Origin of the sequence: Coprococcus sp. AM97-35 (assembly GCF_027697525.1) — a bacterium.
Taxonomy (GTDB): domain Bacteria; phylum Bacillota; class Clostridia; order Lachnospirales; family Lachnospiraceae; genus Allocoprococcus; species Allocoprococcus comes.
In genome coordinates, this window is the sequence record NZ_JAQESL010000001.1 from 1 (window position 1) to 18,818 (window position 18,818).

Below are 18,818 nucleotides of genomic sequence, written 5' to 3' on the forward strand. Positions count from 1 at the left end.
AATCAGATTTTTATTGTGTTTTTCTTATTATAATATACATTAATTGACGACTCAATAGAGGATTTTTAATAAAGCTGTAACTCCCCTGTTTCTCTGTTATGTCTTTCAACCTGATATGTCAAAACTACTGTAACAGCTACCATAATGCACATACAAACCAGCAGTCCGGCGATATTCAAGATCCATTGTTTTCCTTTCCCACCAATATTCAATACAAATCGAATAATATTAATACAATATGTGAGCGGAAATACAAGTGAAATCATTTTTGCCAGAAAGGAAAGCAGTTCCGTGGAATTCTTGAACCGGAAAACAATGTCATCGGTGTATCAAAAATATCCATAATGATCGAAGCATCTCTGGAAAACATAAAAATGGAATTCAACATTCCACCCCAGATTGTGGAAGACAGTAGCAACAAAAGAAAAATAAATGGCAAAATCAGTATGTTGTGGAATTGGATTGCTTTTGTATAAACCAAAATGAATACGCAAAAACAACAGAACATCCATACTTCCTGAATCAATGCGCCAAGTGCTCTCCCATACATCATAGCCAGACGGTTTGCAGGGGAAAGAAAAGTAATTTCCAAAGTGCCGCCTTTTCTTTCCTGATTCGCCATCGACCATGCATTTTGTACCATCGACCAGAAGCATGTATAGGACATAAATCCGGTTCCTAAGAAAGCCAGTAATTCTTTGCTGTCAGAAATCCCCATATAACCGGTTAAGGAAAATGGTTTGTGAAATAATAAACTTCTAAAAATCCAAGAATCGGCCAGATCAGCAGCGACAAATATACAAAAGCTGAATGATAATCATGTTTCTGTTGTTTTTCAATTTCTGCTTTTATTACCAAAAATATTTTCTTCACTGTCTTCTCCTCTTGATCTGTAAATAATTTTCATCAATATTTCTTCCAGTCCAGGTTCCTGCAAAACCATCTTCGGTTCACTTGCAAACAAATCTTTTAGTTCTTCTTTAGTACCCTGTGCAATCATTCGCCCCTTATCCAGAACATAAATATAATCACAAAGTTCTTCAGCCTCACTTATATAGTGTGTTGTCAGGAGAACCCCTTTTTTCCCCTCCTGAGCCAACTCTTTTATCATAGTCCGTATTTCCTTTGCAATCACAATATCCAGTCCAAGGGTTGGTTCATCCAGAAAAATATATTCAGGATCGTTAATCAGTCCTCTTGCAATCTGTAGCCGTTGTTTCATTCCTTTTGAATATCTTTCAACCGGTATATCTTCGGCTTCTTCCAGCCCTACTATTTTCAATAATTCTGCAATTTTTTCTTTTAATTTAACACCACTCAAGCCATATAAACTGCCAAAGTATTTTAAATTTTCTATAGCAGTAAGTCGCCAGTACAGATTCCTTTCTCCACCGGAAATTACATTGATCCGTTCTTTTACCCAACGATGATTTTTAACTGCATCGGCACCATTCATCGTGAGCGTTCCTGAGGATGGCGCGATAATCGATGCTAGCATACGGATTGTTGTTGTTTTCCCTGCGCCGTTAATTCCGAGAACGCCTATGATTTGCCCTTTTGGAATTTCCAAAGTGATATCCTTTACCGCGGAAACGATTTTCTTTTTTCGACCGAACAATGCACTTTCTTTTATCACGTAATTTTTTGCAAGATTTGTAGCTATAATTTTCTGTTCGTCCATGTCTTTTCTCCTATCTATCCAAATATACTTTCTATCAGTTTCCTCTCCATTGACTGATACCAGATCATACCGAGAACCAGATAAATGCCGGACAGAACAAGAATCTGTACAATCAGTAGATGATTGCTGATCAGATTTTCATGTCCGATCACCACATTTCGAAATAAAGTAACCGCTGGAGTCAATGGAAAAATCTGTGCTACATTCTGAACCCAATCCGGCAGATATTGAATCGGATAGGTAATCCCGCATACCAGGCTCATTGTAACAAATAATGTATTCTGTGTCAGATAAGTGTCTCTTGTATATAGCATAACGGAAGATAATAAAATTCCCATACAAAAAAAACTTAGTATTGCCAGTAAAATCGTAATCAGTGCCCGGGTGGAAAGAAAATTACTTAATTTTGCTCCGAACAGTACCCCGACAATGAGCACAGTTCCAAACTCCAGAAATGCCCGTGTCGTCTGTTCCAGCAGACATCCAAGAAAGTATTCACTCCTTGGTGCGGGCGATAACAACAGCATTTCCAGTGTGCCTTCTCTTAATTCTGTAATCAACGCCCTTCCGATATTCATGAGCGTTGCAACTGCCAGAACATTTAACGCAGATCCCAGTACAATATAAGTGATATAATCTGCACCATTTACATATTTGCTGAATTCATTGTTTAAATTTCCATGCATAAAATAGCGATATACAAAATATGGAAAGATAATCTGAGTAACTCCCGTTATCACGCGTGATACCATAAATGACCATGGAACTGCCCTCAGAATCCCAATCCTGTTTTTATGATATGTTGAAAATATTACCTGCCACATCTATTTGCCCCCTTCTAGATAGTTATCATTTCGTAAAATTTGTAAGGAATGTAGTTAATCATATCTTCTTTAAATTCATATTCTACGAAGAATCCTTTTTTATTTTTATGAACAAGATCTGCTTTCCACATGATTTGTAGATGCTTCGACACTGCCGCTTCGCTGATTTCCAATTTCTGCGCCAGTTCTTGTGTGGTACAGACATTCTGCATCAAAAGCTTGATAATCCGTAATCGCGTTTTGTCTCCGAGTACTTTAAATATTTGCACCAAGTCTTCCGGAATATCACTCTCGATCGATTCAACAATAACTCCTTTTACCACTTCCAGTTCCTGCCTGTGCTTAAAAAGCCATAAATGAGGATACACAAAAGTACTGACTGTAAGAAATACCGTATTCAGCTCTTTTTTCTTATACTTAAATTCATGGTTTTTCAGATAAATGACTTCGGTTTCTTCAACCTGCAGACGTGTATGGATTTTTCCGATCCAATTCCACAATCCTTCTGCCTGACATTTTCGTTTTTCATTCTGAATTACTCTTATGAGATAAGGTCGTAAAATCATTTCTTCTTTGCGAAATACGGTTTCATAATACGCTTCCATAACATTTAATATTCTGTCACGCTCTTTCCTGGTCATTTCATTACCAGTTGTTTCCTTTACCCAATGATTCCACTGGTATATATTCTTTTTTCGAAAATAACGAATCATTTCGATAATTTCCATTTGTCGGATCTCACTCCATTTTTCCGAATCGATAATTAAAATCCATTCATTTGTCAAAGTTTTGAGATTACGGATTTCTTTTACTAGTTCTGGTAAACACTTTTCTTTTGACTGCACCCATTTTTGTCTGGATACATGATGCTCCGGATTAGAAAGTACGTGCATCGAAAAGAAAAATTCCCATACAGGCAGATAAGACACAACAACTTTTATATCTTCTTCACTAAACATATCTAAAATCATATTGTTACACCTTTTTCAATCAACCGATCAGTTAATCAAATCCTTTTTCCTTTTTGATGTAGGCATTATAGAGATGAAGGTCAGGTTTGTCAATGTTTAATTTGATTTTTCGTTCTGTAATTTTAAAATATTAAAAGGTGCTAATCCAGCAAAAAACCAAATTAGCACCTAATATCAAAATATTGTTTATCTTACACCTAAATCAGATTCATTTTTTCAATTTCTTTTTCCTGTGAATTTATCTTTATTGGCTTCACATCCAGAACTTTTTCACAGTAATGCTATAACCGACCATACTCTCACCAGTCCAAGCAAAATCGCCACTCCCCCAATTACAAAACAAATCAGACTCAGGAAATGACTTCCTCCACCTGTTATGTCTTTTAAAGTTTCCGTCACATCCTTCGGATTCTCCGGATCATAATATCCCGGATATTCCTTTCCGACAGGATACTGATCGATCGAGCTTCCCAGGCGTGTGTGATATTCATATCTCTGACCATTTACCATATACTCATAAATCGGGGTATAGCTGGTAACATATATGATTTCACCTGATTCATTAGAATCCCTTTCCTCCCGTTCATGCTTCTCCACACCGATCACACGCAGTGTGGTGCGTCCTGTATAGCGCTGCTGATATTTGGCATTTTCAGCATTTGCTTTCTTCCACAGCTTTTTCCCAAACCAGATCAGTAAAACACCCAAAAGTAGTGGAATTGCTGCTATACTAAAAGAATACACATAGAAATTTACCATAGTATTCCTCCTCTTTTTGAAATCATGTCCTAAACACTTTGTTCGCTTAAGTATAGCATAAAACGTGATGTGTTTCTTTCACTTCTTTTAGCAAGTGCCCCAAAACATGATGGAGACATTGTAGCAGATAAACTGCTCCATCTTTTGAGGCACTTACCATATTAAATATTATTTATTTGTTTTTCAAAATACTCCTCTTCAACAGAATGTTTTTCCTGAATTAATGAATCTTCAATAATCTGATACCACTTTGAAGAATCCTTGCTAGCCCATGGAGAACCTTTTGCATGAGTAATATTAACCATATCATAAGCTGAACACTTGTTGTATTTTTCTAAAGTCCGTTCTATAGATTCAAGCTTTTCTTTACCGTCTGGCAACAAAAGAATTCTACTTTGTGCAACCAAAGTAGTCAATTCACTACCAAGTAACCCGTTATGATGTGAATACTTTTCGTAAACACTGTCCATTACCGGTCCATATCTAAATGCATAGATTGTATCTTCGCACAAACGTTTTTTATACATACACAAATAATCTGCATAACATAAATACAATAACTTTTCCAATTCCAAATGCGTACAGTTACGTTTTGTTAAAATATATTTTGCGATATCCAACCCAGAAAGTTTTATATCTTTTTCTAAAATGAATAACATTTCTTCTAAAGATTCAACTAAATATACATCTTCAAAGAACGGATCGTATGACACAACCGATTCCCAGCTTTCTGACATAGTACACACAAAATGTGTAGAATACGAAAAGGTTTTGTCTCCTGCCTGTTCAATTAATTCTATTACTTTTTGAATTTCATTCGTATCAACACCCCCGTCGTAAACATACTGAAGTGCAATTCTTGTTCCCTTACGATAAGAACTTGCCATTATAATAAAATGATCAAACATGCCATACGCCTCCTCTCTTTAACTATTTTTGTAATTATTTTCCCATGAAGTATAGTCTTGTTTGTAAAGTTTATGCGATGCCAAATTATTCATCTCATCTTGTTTTTGCCAAATTTGTAATTTCCATGGAAACAACTGATTATCCATCATAAAATACAAATGGGATGCAATATATCCATTTTTAGACGCATTTGTTAACTTTAGCATAGAATATTTTGCTTTTAAATGATCTGCTAAATCATCATGCGTAAAAGAGCTATCAATAATAATTCTAACCCCAAACAAATCATTTAAACACTTATTAATTGGAACTTTTCCTTTTAAATCTCCTGTATTATATCTGGAAATTTTGTATTCAATAGAATTTAATTGTTTAATCCGCACCGTTATTTTCATCCGATTGAATACTATTTATTTTTTGCAAAATTTCCAGTTGTTGGCGTCCGTACCTCTTTTTCTGAATGCGGTGCTAATCTGAGCAGAATGTCCTGTCCGAAAATGATATCCAGTACTGTCTTCATATTCTCTGGATCTTCCATTGCTTCATTAAATAAAAATCTGTCCAACAGGTTAAGTTTTGAAAATTCTTTTCTTCTACTCATTTGCTTCTTTCATTGGATGAAAATGTTCCGAAAGCTAAATGTACAGCTGGAATAGCAACTATTAACGAACCTTGACAGTTTAACAATTGCTCTAAACTCTGCGATAGGGACTTTGCTCCCTTTTGACGGAGAAATTGAGCGATGTTATGACTGCATGGTTCATTTTTTAATTTTCATAGTACAGTTATCAATTCAGATATTGTTCCATGAATAATTCAAGTTTATTTATAGGATATATTATTTTTCACTAAGTCACAATAACTATTTTTATATGGTCATTCAAAACTGTCAATTTCATCATATTTTAAGACACTTACCGATAAGTCTTTCTAAATACCAACTATTATCTTTATATCGAGTTGCAATTTTTTTTGTTATAGAAATCACCAATTACTTTACAAATACCATTTGATACCTCTTCGTCAACATACGATAAGTTCCGACCAGTTCCAATAGTCCTTGTAAAAGCAACCAATTCATACCGAATTCCCTCGCCATCCAACTGATAGAAATATCGTTTATTTTGAGATGTGTCCTCATAACGAATTTCAAAATAGTCTGTTTTCCACCAAGGCGCCGGAACATAAATATAGCCCTTTGTGCCAGAGATAACCAATTCACCTTCTGATTTCACGCCTTTTGCGACTTTTGCAGAAGCTACTGCATGGTCATATAAAAAGTCAATTTTTGTGAACTGATCATGCCCGTCTTTATCAATGTGGGAAATGATATGTTTTTCCTTATAGTCCCCTCCGAGTATATTTAAAACTGGCAACATGGCTGTAGGTCCCCAATCACATATACTATCCCACTCGTCTTCCGCAATAGATCGTAGGCTCGTACACGTTGCATCTACAGAATAAATCTCTCCAATTCTTCCTTCTTTCGCCAGTAAAAGAAGTCTGGAATAAGCTGTTGAATACGCCGTTTTTAATGCATCCATTAAAATACATTCTTTTTGGCCTGCTAACTCAAAAAGTTCTTTACTTTGCTGACTATCCAATGCAACCGGTGGCTCACACAACACATGCTTGCCCTTTTTTAGTGCTTTCTTTATTTGATTATAATGATTCTTTGGAGTAGATACAATATAAACAGCATCTACTGATTCCAATAATTTATCATAGTCATCTGTTATAAATGAAATATCTTCAAAATACTTTTGATTTTGGGTACAGACTCCGACAATCTTCAAACCATTAACATACTGTGCTTCCCTGATGTACTTTTTCGCAATTGGTGAATCACCTATAATTCCAAGTCTTATTTTCCGCTCTTCTGACCGAATTTCGGAACTCGAAACTCCTTCTGTACGATCCAAATATACTACTTTGCAGTACTCATTCAAATAATCAAATTTACCTTTCCAATCAGAACCAACTGTAAAAACATCTGCATCGTATCGACGAATATCATCAATCTTTTGACCTTCATATTCTTCAACTATAATCTTATCTGCTAAGCCAGTGGCACGCACTGCTTCGATTCGTTCCATTAGAGACTGTTGCACATTGATTTTTCCTCTTGTCTTATCAAAATCATCTGCTGTCACACCAACAATCAGATAATCGCCAAGTGCTTTTGCTCTCTCTAATAGCCTAATATGTCCATAGTGAAGCAAGTCATATGTTCCGTATGTAATTACTTTTATCATCTCCTTTTCCTCCTAATTCATAACAATTTCCTGTTTTGCAGATCCTTGAAAGCGTTTACAAGTGTCGTATTATCCTCTTTCGTAAGTGCTCCAATATGTCCAACCCTAAACACTCTATCCTTTAACTCGCCACCATTTGGGCAAATCCAGATATCATATTCATCTTTCAATTTCGAAAACACATCATAAGCAGATACATTCAATGGATGCAGCGGAGTTACCGCATTAGACATGGATTCAGAAACAATCTCAAACGGAAGTCCTTTGATTTTCTTTCTGAAATCCTGTGCTAATTCAGCGATCTTCCGTGTTTCTGCTTCTACTCCACCAGCCATATCAATTTCTTTCAGGCGAGCATTAATTTGTCGCAAAATACCAACTGCCGGTGTAAAGGGTGTCTGACCTCTTTCTCCATTTTTAAGCGCAGATTTTAAATCAAAATACATACACTTAACGTTATGACTTTTAATGCATTCAACTGCTTCATGTGAAAGGATAATAATTGATATCCCTGGAGGACATGCAAGTGCTTTCTGAGAGCCTGTAATCATCACCTGTACACCAAGCTCTTTCATATGAAAATCATCTGCAAGAAAAGAGCTGATAGCATCGACAATTAAGAATATTCCATTCTTTTTACAGAAATCACTAATCATATCTATGTTGTAATGCACACCTGTTGAAGTTTCATGAACATTAACAAGGAATCCTGTAAAGCCTTTATCATTATAGACATTTAACTGTTCTTTCTTCAGTGCTTTACCTGCTTCCAGTTTGATTTCTTCATATGGAATATCATGGATTTCACACAGGTCAACAAAGCGCTGTCCAAAGCTGCCTCCGTTCACAATCAGAACTTTGTCATTTTCATCAAATACATTTATAACAGCAGCTTCCATTGAAGCCGTTCCAGAACCAGTGATAAAAACTACCCTTGCATCATCTGCTGCTTTCGCAAACTTCTTTATCAGAGCTTCATTTTCTAACATAATTTCCGAAAACTCAGGTGTTCTAAAATAAGGAACCTGTTCAGCTCCAATAGCTCTTACGCTTTCATCCGACATAACCGGACCAACTGTAAAATTCAACATAATTTATCCCTCCTGTCTTGCGAGTGTTCATTTTGCCACTTTTGCGTTCAATAATTGTTTATAGGTTATTTGCATCTGTACAAAATTATCTATGTTTTCTTGTTAAATGATACATACTATTTCACCTATTTTATATTTCCTAACTTAATATTACTTAATTCAAGTACACGCCTTGTATTTTCTCCATCTTGATATTTAAAAATTTTATTTATAACTTTGGCACGTTTATCTTTATAGTCGTCTATGCCTAGTTTTAATTTTTCTAATTCTTTATACAATTCTTCTTGCGTCTTAATTATCGGTCCAGCCATATATTCTTCTGGATTATCAAAACAGAACCCTCTATTCTTTCCATATTCCTCCATATCAGGAACCACAAAAAAATTGGGTTTGTTTACCAAAAGAAATTGTAATGACGCAGATGAATAATCTCCGATAAATGCATCTACTTGAGGCATCAATTTATATATCTCATAACCCTTCGATATAAAATCAGCATTCGTTAAGATATCAAGGTTGCTATAATGCCTTTTCTCTAATCCCGCTGTATTCTGCGCCGTATGTAATTTCACGATTAGCTTAAAATTCAACTCAGATAAAACATTATTTAATGAGTTGTAATCTTTTTCTTCAAACATTGGAAGCAAATTCTCATGAGAATCATCGTAATTCAGATAATCGGACTGCCTAAATGTTGGCATCCATAAGATAACCTTGTCATAATTTCCAAATTCATATTTTTCATGCGGTTTAAAAAGATCATCGGTCATTGGCTCACCACAGACTTTAACATTTTCAATTGGACAATCATATTCTTTTGCCACAATTGGAACATATAAGTCAGAGGGAGCAAGCATATATGTAAAATAAAATTCATCACCATTATCAATTTTTGAGAGCTTCCCCATCGTTTTCAGATCTGATGTTCCATGATTCATATGAATAACAACCTGCTTCTTTGAAGGCTTAATTGGTATTTGCCCTGTTGTGTAAAAGACATGTTTAGTCGTAAGGAAATGATAAACAGCGCTAATTTTCCCAACATATGTCAACGCTTTTTCATTTCCAAAATATCGTTTACTTTCTACACCACATATAATTTGATACTTTTTATCATAATTTTCAGCTAGCAATGCTTCTTTTAGTGAAAGCAAATTATGCCGAATTCCAAGGTTTCCACTGTAGAGCAATATCTTATTATCATTTTTCGGTATCACATTGTTTATAAGAGATATTCCTCTAAAAATTGTTTGCTTCATTACTTTTTTTAAACGAACATTATTTAACATATTATTTTCCCTTCGTATGTTTCATTTTTTTTACTAATAGTGCAATGCTTTTATGATTTAAAAATAAATATCCAATATACATGACAGAATATATTAACAATATATCTTTACTAATAAGCACTGTTGACAAATAAGCAAATACAATCATTATAAAAATTTCTGAAAAAGTTACTAATATATTCGTTTTTATTTTCAATAAAGATAGCAATGAAATCTCAGCAACAAAGCTTCTCACCATAATTGCCAACAATAACCCCCATGCGATAAACTCTAAATTTTGGAAGATATATGCGCCAATTACAGATAAACCAAAACTAATCAATACAGATAGACCATTTATATATAATAATTTTTTTTCTTTTCGTAATACCTTTAAATAGGTTGAGTACAAAAGTTGCATTTTCCCATCAAATACACATATCGGTATTAGTATTCCCAAATAGCGCATACTGGTTTCATATTGTGGCAACCATTTCGTTACAATAAATTTCATTGGAGAAAAGAATATCAATGCAGCAGGTAATAATATAGCAAGAACTATATTAAAATTTTCAAAAATAACTTTTTGTGTATTTTTCTCAACTCTACGAATTGCAGGAAATAATACCATGCTGACTTGACTAATAAATTTTAATAAAAATGTAGTTAATGACATAGAAAATGAAAAATAACCAAATGCCTCTATGCCCCATCGCTTGTCAACAACTAACCTTGCAGATCCAGTTACAAGCATACTTGCATACATTGAAACCAATAATGGTAATCCACATTTTGCATCATCTAACATATCAATTATCGTTTGTTTAAAACCAGTAATTCGACTTGAAAATATAAACCTAGCTTTATATGCCAAATAGAAAAAAGCACAAACTTGTCCTAAAACATACATACAAATAATAAGTTTATAACTTCCCACACGTAAAAAGCAGATTATTCCAACTGCAATAAACCACAACAAATTATAAATAATTTCAGATATCGAATAAATATTTGTTTCATTTATAGCCTGAAATAAAAAACCAAAAAAATTATTTACATTGATTAATACCATGCATATACCACAAGCTAATAAAACAATCTTTCGATTTGGATCAATAATCACATTATTCGCTATCACACTCATTATTAAAGCAATAATTATTTGTAAAATAGAAAATATCATCCATTTTGTTTTTAATAATGAACAATCTAATTCTTCTCGACTTTTTCCTCCAAGCTTTAAATATATTCCATCAATTATTCCAATACGACTAATATTGATATACGAAACATAAAATAAAAATAATTGCCAGTACGCATATTCTTCTACTGATAAAACTTTGGGAGCAAAAAACTGTACACAAAAACTCGACAATAAAGATATGATTTGTGCGAATATTGCAAATGACAAATTTTTTATAAACTTATTTTTTTTCATTTAATAACTTTCCTTTTACTGTTTTGTTGATTAATTGCTATGCGTAATGCCAATAAATTCATCCACATCCAATATGTACAAATATCCAAATCCGGAACAGCAATCAACTGTGTTAAAACTACAGAAATAATCGCAAGCCGCAAGCCTTTAGTCTCATTATCTGTTCTTTTGTATCTTATACTTAAAATTGGAAATAAAATTGTTAAATTCAATTGTATATATACAATCATTCCTATTATTCCGATTTCAGACAATATTGTGTATATGATACTACTTGCTCTTGACATCTTGTATCCAACGCCCCAAACAGGTGAATTATTAAAATTTCTTATTGCAGCTAAGTTCCAATAATGTCTTGCCACAGCTGAACCTGAAGTAGCTTTAGAAAATATAACTGTATCCAAAACATCGAAAAAGAATGTATACATAACTACAAATCCTAATGTCGCACCTACTATAATTAAAATTTTCAAATTTTTTTCTTTTGAAGACGCCAAAAAAATAATCCCGGCAAATGCAAATGCTCCATATGCCGAAGACGAAAATGTTAATAATATTTCAGCCATTATTATTCCTAAAAGAACGATATTTTCGCTTCTTTTTTCTTTATAAAACAGAAAATAATAAAAACTTCCTACTGCAAATCCAGCGAAATACGACGGTTCCATATAGGTTGATAAAATACGATGATAATTATCTCTTGTATAATAAATCACATCAGATGTAGTATCGTTATATAATAATTCTCTAATTATAGATAACCGTGGTAAAATTCCAGATGTTATACCTATTTGTATTGCACCAATAATCATAAGTGCAATAGTCAGTTTTCTAATCAACACATAAACAAAATCATTTGACAAAAATTTACCAGCATAAAACATTGAAAAAAAGCAAAAAATATATATCACTAATTGCATTATGCGCATATAATTTTGTGATATAACACCATTTATTATCGACGACAATAGTACACATAAAAATATTCCTATCGTTCCTAAAAATAACAATAATTTTTGTAAATAAATTGTCACTTTTAGGTTACGCCATGCTAACCATATCCTGGCAATACACGCTATAGATGTGATAACTTGCGGACCAATTCCAACACCATTCAGCACAATAACATTTGAACACTGTATTGTACTTGATATAATTGTTAATACGATCATATTTTCGATTTTTGAACACATACAATACACTATCAAAAGTATCCATATTGCCCCAAAAAATGTCACCTGATTATCCTCCTCTTTACTCCATATATAATTTCTTTAATTTTTCAGCTTCACAACTTATCTCATAGCCATGTTCGTAAATACATTTTCTTGCTACATTTGACATTATTTTTCTATCTGTACTATTTAATTTCATTTCATAAATTGTTTTAGCCCAAGCATCATATCCTAAATTCAGGTCTAAATATTCTATATAAGGTGTAAGTTCTGTTTCTTTTGGAACAGCAGTTGATGCAATACATGATAATCCTGATGCTTGTGCTTCAATAACGGCCATACCAAGCCCTTCAAAAAGTGATGGAAATGCAAAAATATCAAATGATTGAATAATCTTTTCAATATTACTTTGCATTCCTAAAAAAAGAACTTTATCAGCAATATTTAATTTTTCAGCTTCTTTTTTTAACTCTTCTTCTAATGTTCCACCACCAGCAATTACAAGCATTCCCGTTGCATCTAATTTAATATATTCAACCAATGTATATAGTAAATGAATATGATTTTTAGGACCATTCAATTTTCCAACGTTTCCTATTATAAATTTACCCGTTAAATTATATTTTTCGCGAACTTCTTTTCTTATTTTTGAATTGTATTTATATTTGTTTGTATCAATTGCATTATTTAAAATGGTATACTCTTTTCCATACAACCAATCCCCCGCTTGCTTGGACACCGCCAATGCCATAGTATACGACTCTGAAAAAATCGGATGAAGTACAACATTAGCATAAGGATATTTGCTTCGTGTTGTGTGAACATGTGCAATTCTTGATGGTACGCCAACCAATTTAGCAGTCACCAACTCCAGCGCCATTGTTGAACTATTTCCATTCACATGGATTACATCATATTTTTCTGTTTTAAGAATATTAGAAAGATTTTTCAAATAGCGTATTGGTGAATGTTTACGGCTTCCGAGGTTAAAATATTTTGAGCTGTTTTGTGTAAGTTCTCTCTTCAATTTCTCACACGGTTCATTGGTTGAAGCAAAATCTATCTGCAAATTTTTTTTATTTATCACACGATAATAGTTCATCATAACTGTAGTCAATCCACCGTATGGAACAAAATCTGTTGTTATAACAATCAATACTTTTCGCTTTGTCATGTTATTCCTCATTTCTGATTTATCATAAAGACTTCAATTTTTGAATAATCTTTGTCGGTATCAGTCCTTTAATTCTTTCTTTTAACCGCAATCCAACTCGCAACCTTTCAATAAAATCAGGCTCATCTATTGTCTTGTAAAAAGAATCTCTTTGGCAAGGTCGTATTGTTGGTGATATCAAATTATGTTGTTTCACCATCCCCTCTTCCAGCGTTGTCTCCTTTACTTCTGCAAAAGATTGAATCATTTCAAAGAAATGTTTCCCCTTTTCAGTATTGACAAATACACTGGACACTCCCTTTGGGGAATTAATTTCTGGATGGCTCTTTGCAATCCCCCAGAAATCGCCCACAGTTAAGTCTCCTACTCGACTCATGTTTGCATAGCCACACTGATAACAACTCTCTCTATAACAATCGCCATCCATAAAATGTGTTCCATAGCGATCAAGGGAGAGAGTCTTAGTCTTAGTCTTAGTCTTAGTCTTTAGCAGATATTGTGTTCCCCATCCCCGTTTATCTTTAGAGCGGAAATTGAAATAGATCACTCTATCTGCCATTTGCTTGCTCTGGTATTCCAAATACTTTTTGAAAAACTTCGGAGAAGGGACACCATGACAAATCAGGTCAACCGTATATAAATTTTTCTGATCTCCACCTAAAAAAGCATATAATCCAGCAATCTGGCATGGCGTTCCAGTAAAAAGTACTATCTTTCCTTCCAAAAGTCGCTGTTTCGCTTTCATATAACTATCTTTTAAATCTGATTGAACATATTTTGATGATTGAATCCTTTTTCGTTCTACATCATCTAATACTTCTATATGACTTACCATCAGATGCTCGTCATAAGCAGCTCCGTACACAACTCCACCCATCTGCAGAACTGCTTTTGCTGCACTATCCGCTGCTCCGCCAGATGCAGAACGCATAATATCTTCATCGTTTTTATTCCGCCATGCCCAAACTTCCTTCGGTTTGTTCCGATGAAATTCTATATTTTCTACTGGACATTTTTTCAGGCACAGCTTACATTCAACACAGTTTTTTTCATCAATAACTGGATACCAAAATCCTTCTTCATTTTCTTTCATCGAAATACAACTCTTCGGACAACTTTGCTCACAGCTTTTGCATCCTACACATTTTTCTTTTATCCTCGATATATTCTCCATTTTACCCCTCTAAATTTGTTCGCAGATATTCCCTCGCCACTTCCCTATGTGCCTTCAACAATTCATCAACTTTTATATAATCAATATTTTGAGCATTGATATTTTCCACATCTTCAATTTGCATTGTCATTTGGGAACTAAGTTGTAAGCGATTCAATAAATCGCTCAGTTTTTCTTCATTTCCATAACTATCCCCTTTGCTCTCACGAACAAGTGTTGTAAACGGACGATGTGTAATTATTGAAAAAATACTTCCATGGAAAGTATCTGTAATCACTTCTTCTGCGTTCTTAAAGTAAGCAAGCACCTCAAACGGCGAACAGTCTATAAAACGATCTGCACACTTCTGGATTCCACCAATCGCATAAACCTTTAAATTCTTTTTTTTCGCATATGTAGCAATCCAGTCCGCTTCCTGATTTGAAATGCGTCCTGCATATGCATATAAGATCAAATATCTTTCATTCGACTGAATTTGCGGAACTTTATCGCAACAGTTCATATAATCATAAGTCAAAACCGGATCCAGATTATATACAGGTGCTTTTCCGGTAAGTTTCTCTACAATCGCTCCCGAATTTGCATCTCTTACAGAAATTTCATCAAACTGTTTTAGTAATGTTCCAACTTCATCCGCTTTTTTATATTTATCCAGTTTTTCCAATGTTGTGTTTCCAAAAGAAGCTGCATAAGTAATCAATCTTTCTGCGTGATTATCCTTGCCAAACAATTCCGTCGAATATCCTACGTTAGAATTTTTCTGAATACAGTTAAAAACTTCATCGCTTCCAATTACAAGGCAATCCAAAACAGGATTAAAATTCATTTCATCTTTTATCCCTAAAAATGGCATATATTTTTTGGCAAAAGACTGTTTATATCGAATAAAAGCCAGCTTATGTGCCATCGGAGCCTGATACTGAAAAGTATCCAGTCCTTTCTTAAGCTTACGGATAAATTTATTTTTACTGTCAGCATTTTCTGTGATTACTGGTGCTCCAATATGATAATCCACAAATTCTACTTTACAGTTGAGTTCTTCAATTAGTTGTTTCAATGCATATGCCTGTAAAAATGATCCATAATTTGCAATGCGCTGCATTGACATAATTCCAACTTTTTTCATTTATTTCCTCTCAAAGTAATCCATTTACTAATTTTTCTAATTCCTCATTAAACTGCTCATTATTGCTAACCATTCCATGCCCCATTCCGGCAACAATTTGATCATAATTTGTTATGACTTCACCCAATGTCTCGGTATCTTCTACTGGAATAATCGTTCCCATTCTCTGTGCTACATTACGGGCAAATTCTACCTGATGGTCATTTACATGTTCATCAAACTGATGTTGTCTCGGTACTACAATAGGTGTTTTTCCAATCTGTAACGGCATAATAAAACTTGCCGGTCCACCGTGAGTAATTACAATTCTTGCATCCTCAACATTCTTAACCATCTGTTGATATGGAATTAGTTTGCTCCATCCACAATATTTAGGCTCATATGTACTAAATCCAGTCTGGATGATTACATCCTCCTGAATGATTCCATCTCTTTTTAATTCATCTATTTTTTCTACTAACCGGTTAAACGGTTGTTCGTGCGTTCCTACTGTTACAAAAATCATTTTTTATCACCTGCTAAAATATACTCCCCAGATTAATTGCTTTCGGATAAACCTTCTTCTGTTCTTCCCACTGTACAATAAATTTATCTACAATCGGATAAACCATCTTGCCAGTCATCGTAGGTTTATCGATTCGGTCAAAGACCTCAATATAAATGAGTTTTGCTCCCATTATTTTCCCTAAGTAAAAAAAAGGAACCGCAACCGCTGCGCCGCTTGAAATAATCAGATCAGGCTTTTCTTTTCGTAATATACGCCATGCAATTTTTGTGTTTTTCAAAAGAGCTTTTAAACTTCGATTGGTAGGATAATAGCATGGATACATTTTTTCTCCTTCTAAAAGACTTCTGGCATCTTCTTTGTCAAATGTAACCCAAAATCTATCCTTATCTTTCCAAAAAGATTTCAGCATATAGAGATGTGTCAAATGTCCACCTGATGATCCAACTAAGCATACTTTCATATTTTCTCGTTTCACCCTCATAATCCTTTTCTAAAAAATTATTTTCTAAAAAAATAACTTCAAGCACTCTCTCCCTCCCCGCACCTTGCGCAGGTCAGAACGGTCTTCATCACTTCTCCATCCGAAGTAACCGGGTGGTGCTCACCCCGACAGCATCAGCCCATACACCAACGCCGCCCTTCCGCTTTCGCGTCTATAAAACAATGGCAATGCCATTTGTTTCCCTATTCATTTTCTTTACAACTTTTCTTCCCTCTGCCCGCAGTTCTCTGAAATTGATCCAGACATTTCTTTGCCGTATTTCTCGCCGTATTCAGATACCGGTTACTGTGATGCCCTTTCTGACAAATGCATTCTTTTTTCTGCTTATCAATCTTTACAATGGGCTGCTCGCACACAGCACATACTGAGCTTGTATCCTTCGCATTAACATCCAGAACCAGAATTCCTTCTTTCCACGCCTTGTAAGTCAGATATTCCCGAATCCTGCTGCTCAGATGGATCGGACTGAAATTCCCCGAACCTTTCATAACGCCTTTATGATAACGCGCCTCATATTTAGGCAATACGATCATTCCGGCTTCTTGCTCCTTGCAGAAATCCACAATCTGCCGGCTCACAGTATGTGCATAGTAATCGTTTAAATGCTTCAGCTTCATCCAGTATTTCTTATTGACCTGTCCCTGTGCGTTTCCACCTTGTGACTTAACGGATTTTCCAATCTTTCGCTGGATTTCTTCGCACTGACTCCGGTATCTGTTCCCACCTTTAAAATATCGAACTGCCTGTTCCTGCTTTTCGGCATTCATAATAGATGCCACCGCAAATGCATCACCATTTGCGAAATGAAGTCCGCAGATATTTCTTTTTTCTAATATAATTTCTTTCGCAGTTGATACACAATTTATAACTTGTCTAATTGGTACATGAAGCATAAAATAGGATCCGTCCAGCACAACAGACGGCGACATCATAACCGCATCTTCGGGTATTTCTTTTCCATAAAGTCTGCATCTTGTCCATTCCCATTTTTCTCCATTCCATAGGCGAAGCGTAATTTCCTTTGACTGAAAATCACGATACATTCCTTTGTAATAAGTGACTGCTGCATGAAATTCTCCAGCTGCTCTGTGGTATCCATTCTCACTTTTTGCGAGATAACTCTTCGCCGCAGCGATTGCCGCATTGGCTGCTGCCCTGCGGAAATACAGCGGAACCTTCTCCCACGGAAGAGGATGTTCCACTTCTGCCCTGTCTCTGCCTGGTATACTGAGGCGTTCCAACTGACGTAATGCCGCCTGAGATCCTTCCTCTCCAAGCTCTGGATACCGCAAAAATAAGTTGTAATAAAACATTAAAATTTGATTGTAGAATTCCTGTGTTGTCATCAACCATTCCGGGTGTTTACAGCGGAGTCGTAAAATGCGAGTTGTTATGATATACCCTTTTTTACCGCTCATTTTCGCGCAATCCTCCTGATAGTTTTTGTCGCTTAACTGACACTTAAGCGACAGGATTTATCCAGAAAGCAGATAAGATATGTAATATGCTTGAAAAATGGGGAATTGTTGTACCGATTTATTAAAACGAAAATTATATTGACTCTTTTTTTGACTACTTATTTTCAGAACAATGCTGTAAAAATAAGGCTTGAATAGATATGTTAAAAGATTCTTTTTTGACTTCTTATCTGACTGTTTATAGTAATGAATTGTTAGAAATCACTAATTTAACTGACTAAAACAGAGAAAATACTACATGAACCATTGTACATTTTGGCGTATGTGCCTTGACGAAGCATTACAAAAGTGATAACATGAATCAGAAAAAGGATATTTGTGTATGTTTTTCGGTGTCGCTTAAGTGTCAGTTAAGCGTCATTTTTTGTATTAATGCATTTTCGGTCTATCTTCATCTCATTTGTCACTAACGTGTTTCTAACAACTAATTTTATCTATATATTTCAACGTGTTTTTATACATTTCTCGAATTTCAAAACAGAAAA

The 18,818-nt window shown here is 34.7% G+C and carries 19 protein-coding genes; all 19 read right to left on the reverse strand.

Features of this window, described 5'->3' with window-relative positions; all coding sequences use genetic code 11:
• Positions 1-262 precede the first annotated feature (262 nt).
• Positions 263-799 (reverse strand): ABC transporter permease, encoded by a 537-nt coding sequence (locus PG840_RS00005; RefSeq protein WP_330674080.1) that lies wholly within the window; start codon positions 797-799, stop codon positions 263-265.
• Between the two features lie 36 nt (positions 800-835).
• Positions 836-1,681 (reverse strand): ABC transporter ATP-binding protein, encoded by an 846-nt coding sequence (locus PG840_RS00010; protein ID WP_270613217.1) that lies wholly within the window; start codon positions 1,679-1,681, stop codon positions 836-838.
• 14 nt (positions 1,682-1,695) lie between these two features.
• Positions 1,696-2,505, reverse strand: coding sequence for an ABC transporter permease (locus PG840_RS00015; protein ID WP_270613218.1), 810 nt, complete (start codon positions 2,503-2,505; stop codon positions 1,696-1,698).
• Between the two features lie 14 nt (positions 2,506-2,519).
• A complete protein-coding gene (locus PG840_RS00020; RefSeq protein WP_022220591.1) occupies positions 2,520-3,476 on the reverse strand; it encodes an ArsR/SmtB family transcription factor in 957 nt (318 codons plus the stop codon).
• A gap of 270 nt (positions 3,477-3,746) precedes the next feature.
• Positions 3,747-4,235 (reverse strand): DUF3592 domain-containing protein, encoded by a 489-nt coding sequence (locus tag PG840_RS00025; protein ID WP_270613219.1) that lies wholly within the window; start codon positions 4,233-4,235, stop codon positions 3,747-3,749.
• A 161-nt stretch (positions 4,236-4,396) separates the two neighbouring features.
• Positions 4,397-5,143, reverse strand: coding sequence for a Panacea domain-containing protein (locus PG840_RS00030; protein WP_270613220.1), 747 nt, complete (start codon positions 5,141-5,143; stop codon positions 4,397-4,399).
• Between the two features lie 18 nt (positions 5,144-5,161).
• Entirely contained in the window at positions 5,162-5,527 is a 366-nt protein-coding gene (locus PG840_RS00035) for a hypothetical protein (protein WP_270613221.1), read from the reverse strand.
• A 23-nt stretch (positions 5,528-5,550) separates the two neighbouring features.
• Entirely contained in the window at positions 5,551-5,745 is a 195-nt protein-coding gene (locus PG840_RS00040) for a hypothetical protein (protein WP_270613222.1), read from the reverse strand.
• Positions 5,746-6,094: 349 nt separating this feature from the next.
• Positions 6,095-7,399, reverse strand: coding sequence for a Gfo/Idh/MocA family oxidoreductase (locus tag PG840_RS00045; protein WP_270613223.1), 1,305 nt, complete (start codon positions 7,397-7,399; stop codon positions 6,095-6,097).
• A 17-nt stretch (positions 7,400-7,416) separates the two neighbouring features.
• Positions 7,417-8,490 (reverse strand): pyridoxal-phosphate-dependent aminotransferase family protein, encoded by a 1,074-nt coding sequence (locus PG840_RS00050; RefSeq protein WP_270613224.1) that lies wholly within the window; start codon positions 8,488-8,490, stop codon positions 7,417-7,419.
• Between the two features lie 125 nt (positions 8,491-8,615).
• Entirely contained in the window at positions 8,616-9,779 is a 1,164-nt protein-coding gene (locus PG840_RS00055; protein WP_270613225.1) for a CDP-glycerol glycerophosphotransferase family protein, read from the reverse strand.
• Position 9,780: 1 nt separating this feature from the next.
• A complete protein-coding gene (locus PG840_RS00060; protein ID WP_270613226.1) occupies positions 9,781-11,196 on the reverse strand; it encodes a lipopolysaccharide biosynthesis protein in 1,416 nt (471 codons plus the stop codon).
• A complete protein-coding gene (locus PG840_RS00065; protein WP_270613227.1) occupies positions 11,193-12,434 on the reverse strand; it encodes a hypothetical protein in 1,242 nt (413 codons plus the stop codon). The genes PG840_RS00060 and PG840_RS00065 overlap by 4 nt, the downstream gene beginning before the upstream one ends.
• A gap of 16 nt (positions 12,435-12,450) precedes the next feature.
• A complete protein-coding gene (locus PG840_RS00070) occupies positions 12,451-13,545 on the reverse strand; it encodes a glycosyltransferase (protein WP_270613228.1) in 1,095 nt (364 codons plus the stop codon).
• A gap of 22 nt (positions 13,546-13,567) precedes the next feature.
• Complete coding sequence (locus PG840_RS00075; protein ID WP_270613229.1) at positions 13,568-14,719, reverse strand: Coenzyme F420 hydrogenase/dehydrogenase, beta subunit C-terminal domain; 1,152 nt, start codon at positions 14,717-14,719, stop codon at positions 13,568-13,570.
• A 1-nt stretch (position 14,720) separates the two neighbouring features.
• Positions 14,721-15,845: a polysaccharide pyruvyl transferase family protein gene (locus tag PG840_RS00080; protein ID WP_270613230.1), complete on the reverse strand. Its 1,125-nt coding sequence runs from the start codon at positions 15,843-15,845 to the stop codon at positions 14,721-14,723.
• Between the two features lie 10 nt (positions 15,846-15,855).
• Positions 15,856-16,350, reverse strand: coding sequence for a glycosyltransferase (locus tag PG840_RS00085; RefSeq protein WP_270613231.1), 495 nt, complete (start codon positions 16,348-16,350; stop codon positions 15,856-15,858).
• 13 nt (positions 16,351-16,363) lie between these two features.
• The gene (gene pssD, locus PG840_RS00090) at positions 16,364-16,813 is read right to left on the reverse strand and encodes a PssD/Cps14F family polysaccharide biosynthesis glycosyltransferase (protein WP_270613315.1); all 450 of its coding nucleotides are present in this window, start codon (positions 16,811-16,813) and stop codon (positions 16,364-16,366) included.
• A 224-nt stretch (positions 16,814-17,037) separates the two neighbouring features.
• Positions 17,038-18,273: a transposase gene (locus PG840_RS00095; RefSeq protein ID WP_270613232.1), complete on the reverse strand. Its 1,236-nt coding sequence runs from the start codon at positions 18,271-18,273 to the stop codon at positions 17,038-17,040.
• Positions 18,274-18,818 lie beyond the last annotated feature (545 nt).

What these genes read in the sequence shown, in the direction of transcription:
- PG840_RS00010 (WP_270613217.1), bottom strand. Translation starts at nt 1,681, where the DNA reads ATGGACGAACAGAAAATTATAGCTACAAATCTTGCAAAAAATTACGTG.
- PG840_RS00015 (WP_270613218.1), bottom strand. Translation starts at nt 2,505, where the DNA reads ATGTGGCAGGTAATATTTTCAACATATCATAAAAACAGGATTGGGATT.
- PG840_RS00020 (WP_022220591.1), bottom strand. Translation starts at nt 3,476, where the DNA reads ATGATTTTAGATATGTTTAGTGAAGAAGATATAAAAGTTGTTGTGTCT.
- PG840_RS00025 (WP_270613219.1), bottom strand. Translation starts at nt 4,235, where the DNA reads ATGGTAAATTTCTATGTGTATTCTTTTAGTATAGCAGCAATTCCACTA.
- PG840_RS00030 (WP_270613220.1), bottom strand. Translation starts at nt 5,143, where the DNA reads ATGTTTGATCATTTTATTATAATGGCAAGTTCTTATCGTAAGGGAACA.
- PG840_RS00040 (WP_270613222.1), bottom strand. Translation starts at nt 5,745, where the DNA reads ATGAGTAGAAGAAAAGAATTTTCAAAACTTAACCTGTTGGACAGATTT.
- PG840_RS00045 (WP_270613223.1), bottom strand. Translation starts at nt 7,399, where the DNA reads ATGATAAAAGTAATTACATACGGAACATATGACTTGCTTCACTATGGA.
- PG840_RS00050 (WP_270613224.1), bottom strand. Translation starts at nt 8,490, where the DNA reads ATGTTGAATTTTACAGTTGGTCCGGTTATGTCGGATGAAAGCGTAAGA.
- PG840_RS00055 (WP_270613225.1), bottom strand. Translation starts at nt 9,779, where the DNA reads ATGTTAAATAATGTTCGTTTAAAAAAAGTAATGAAGCAAACAATTTTT.
- PG840_RS00060 (WP_270613226.1), bottom strand. Translation starts at nt 11,196, where the DNA reads ATGAAAAAAAATAAGTTTATAAAAAATTTGTCATTTGCAATATTCGCA.
- PG840_RS00070 (WP_270613228.1), bottom strand. Translation starts at nt 13,545, where the DNA reads ATGACAAAGCGAAAAGTATTGATTGTTATAACAACAGATTTTGTTCCA.
- PG840_RS00075 (WP_270613229.1), bottom strand. Translation starts at nt 14,719, where the DNA reads ATGGAGAATATATCGAGGATAAAAGAAAAATGTGTAGGATGCAAAAGC.
- PG840_RS00080 (WP_270613230.1), bottom strand. Translation starts at nt 15,845, where the DNA reads ATGAAAAAAGTTGGAATTATGTCAATGCAGCGCATTGCAAATTATGGA.
- PG840_RS00085 (WP_270613231.1), bottom strand. Translation starts at nt 16,350, where the DNA reads ATGATTTTTGTAACAGTAGGAACGCACGAACAACCGTTTAACCGGTTA.
- pssD (WP_270613315.1), bottom strand. Translation starts at nt 16,813, where the DNA reads ATGAAAGTATGCTTAGTTGGATCATCAGGTGGACATTTGACACATCTC.
- PG840_RS00095 (WP_270613232.1), bottom strand. Translation starts at nt 18,273, where the DNA reads ATGAGCGGTAAAAAAGGGTATATCATAACAACTCGCATTTTACGACTC.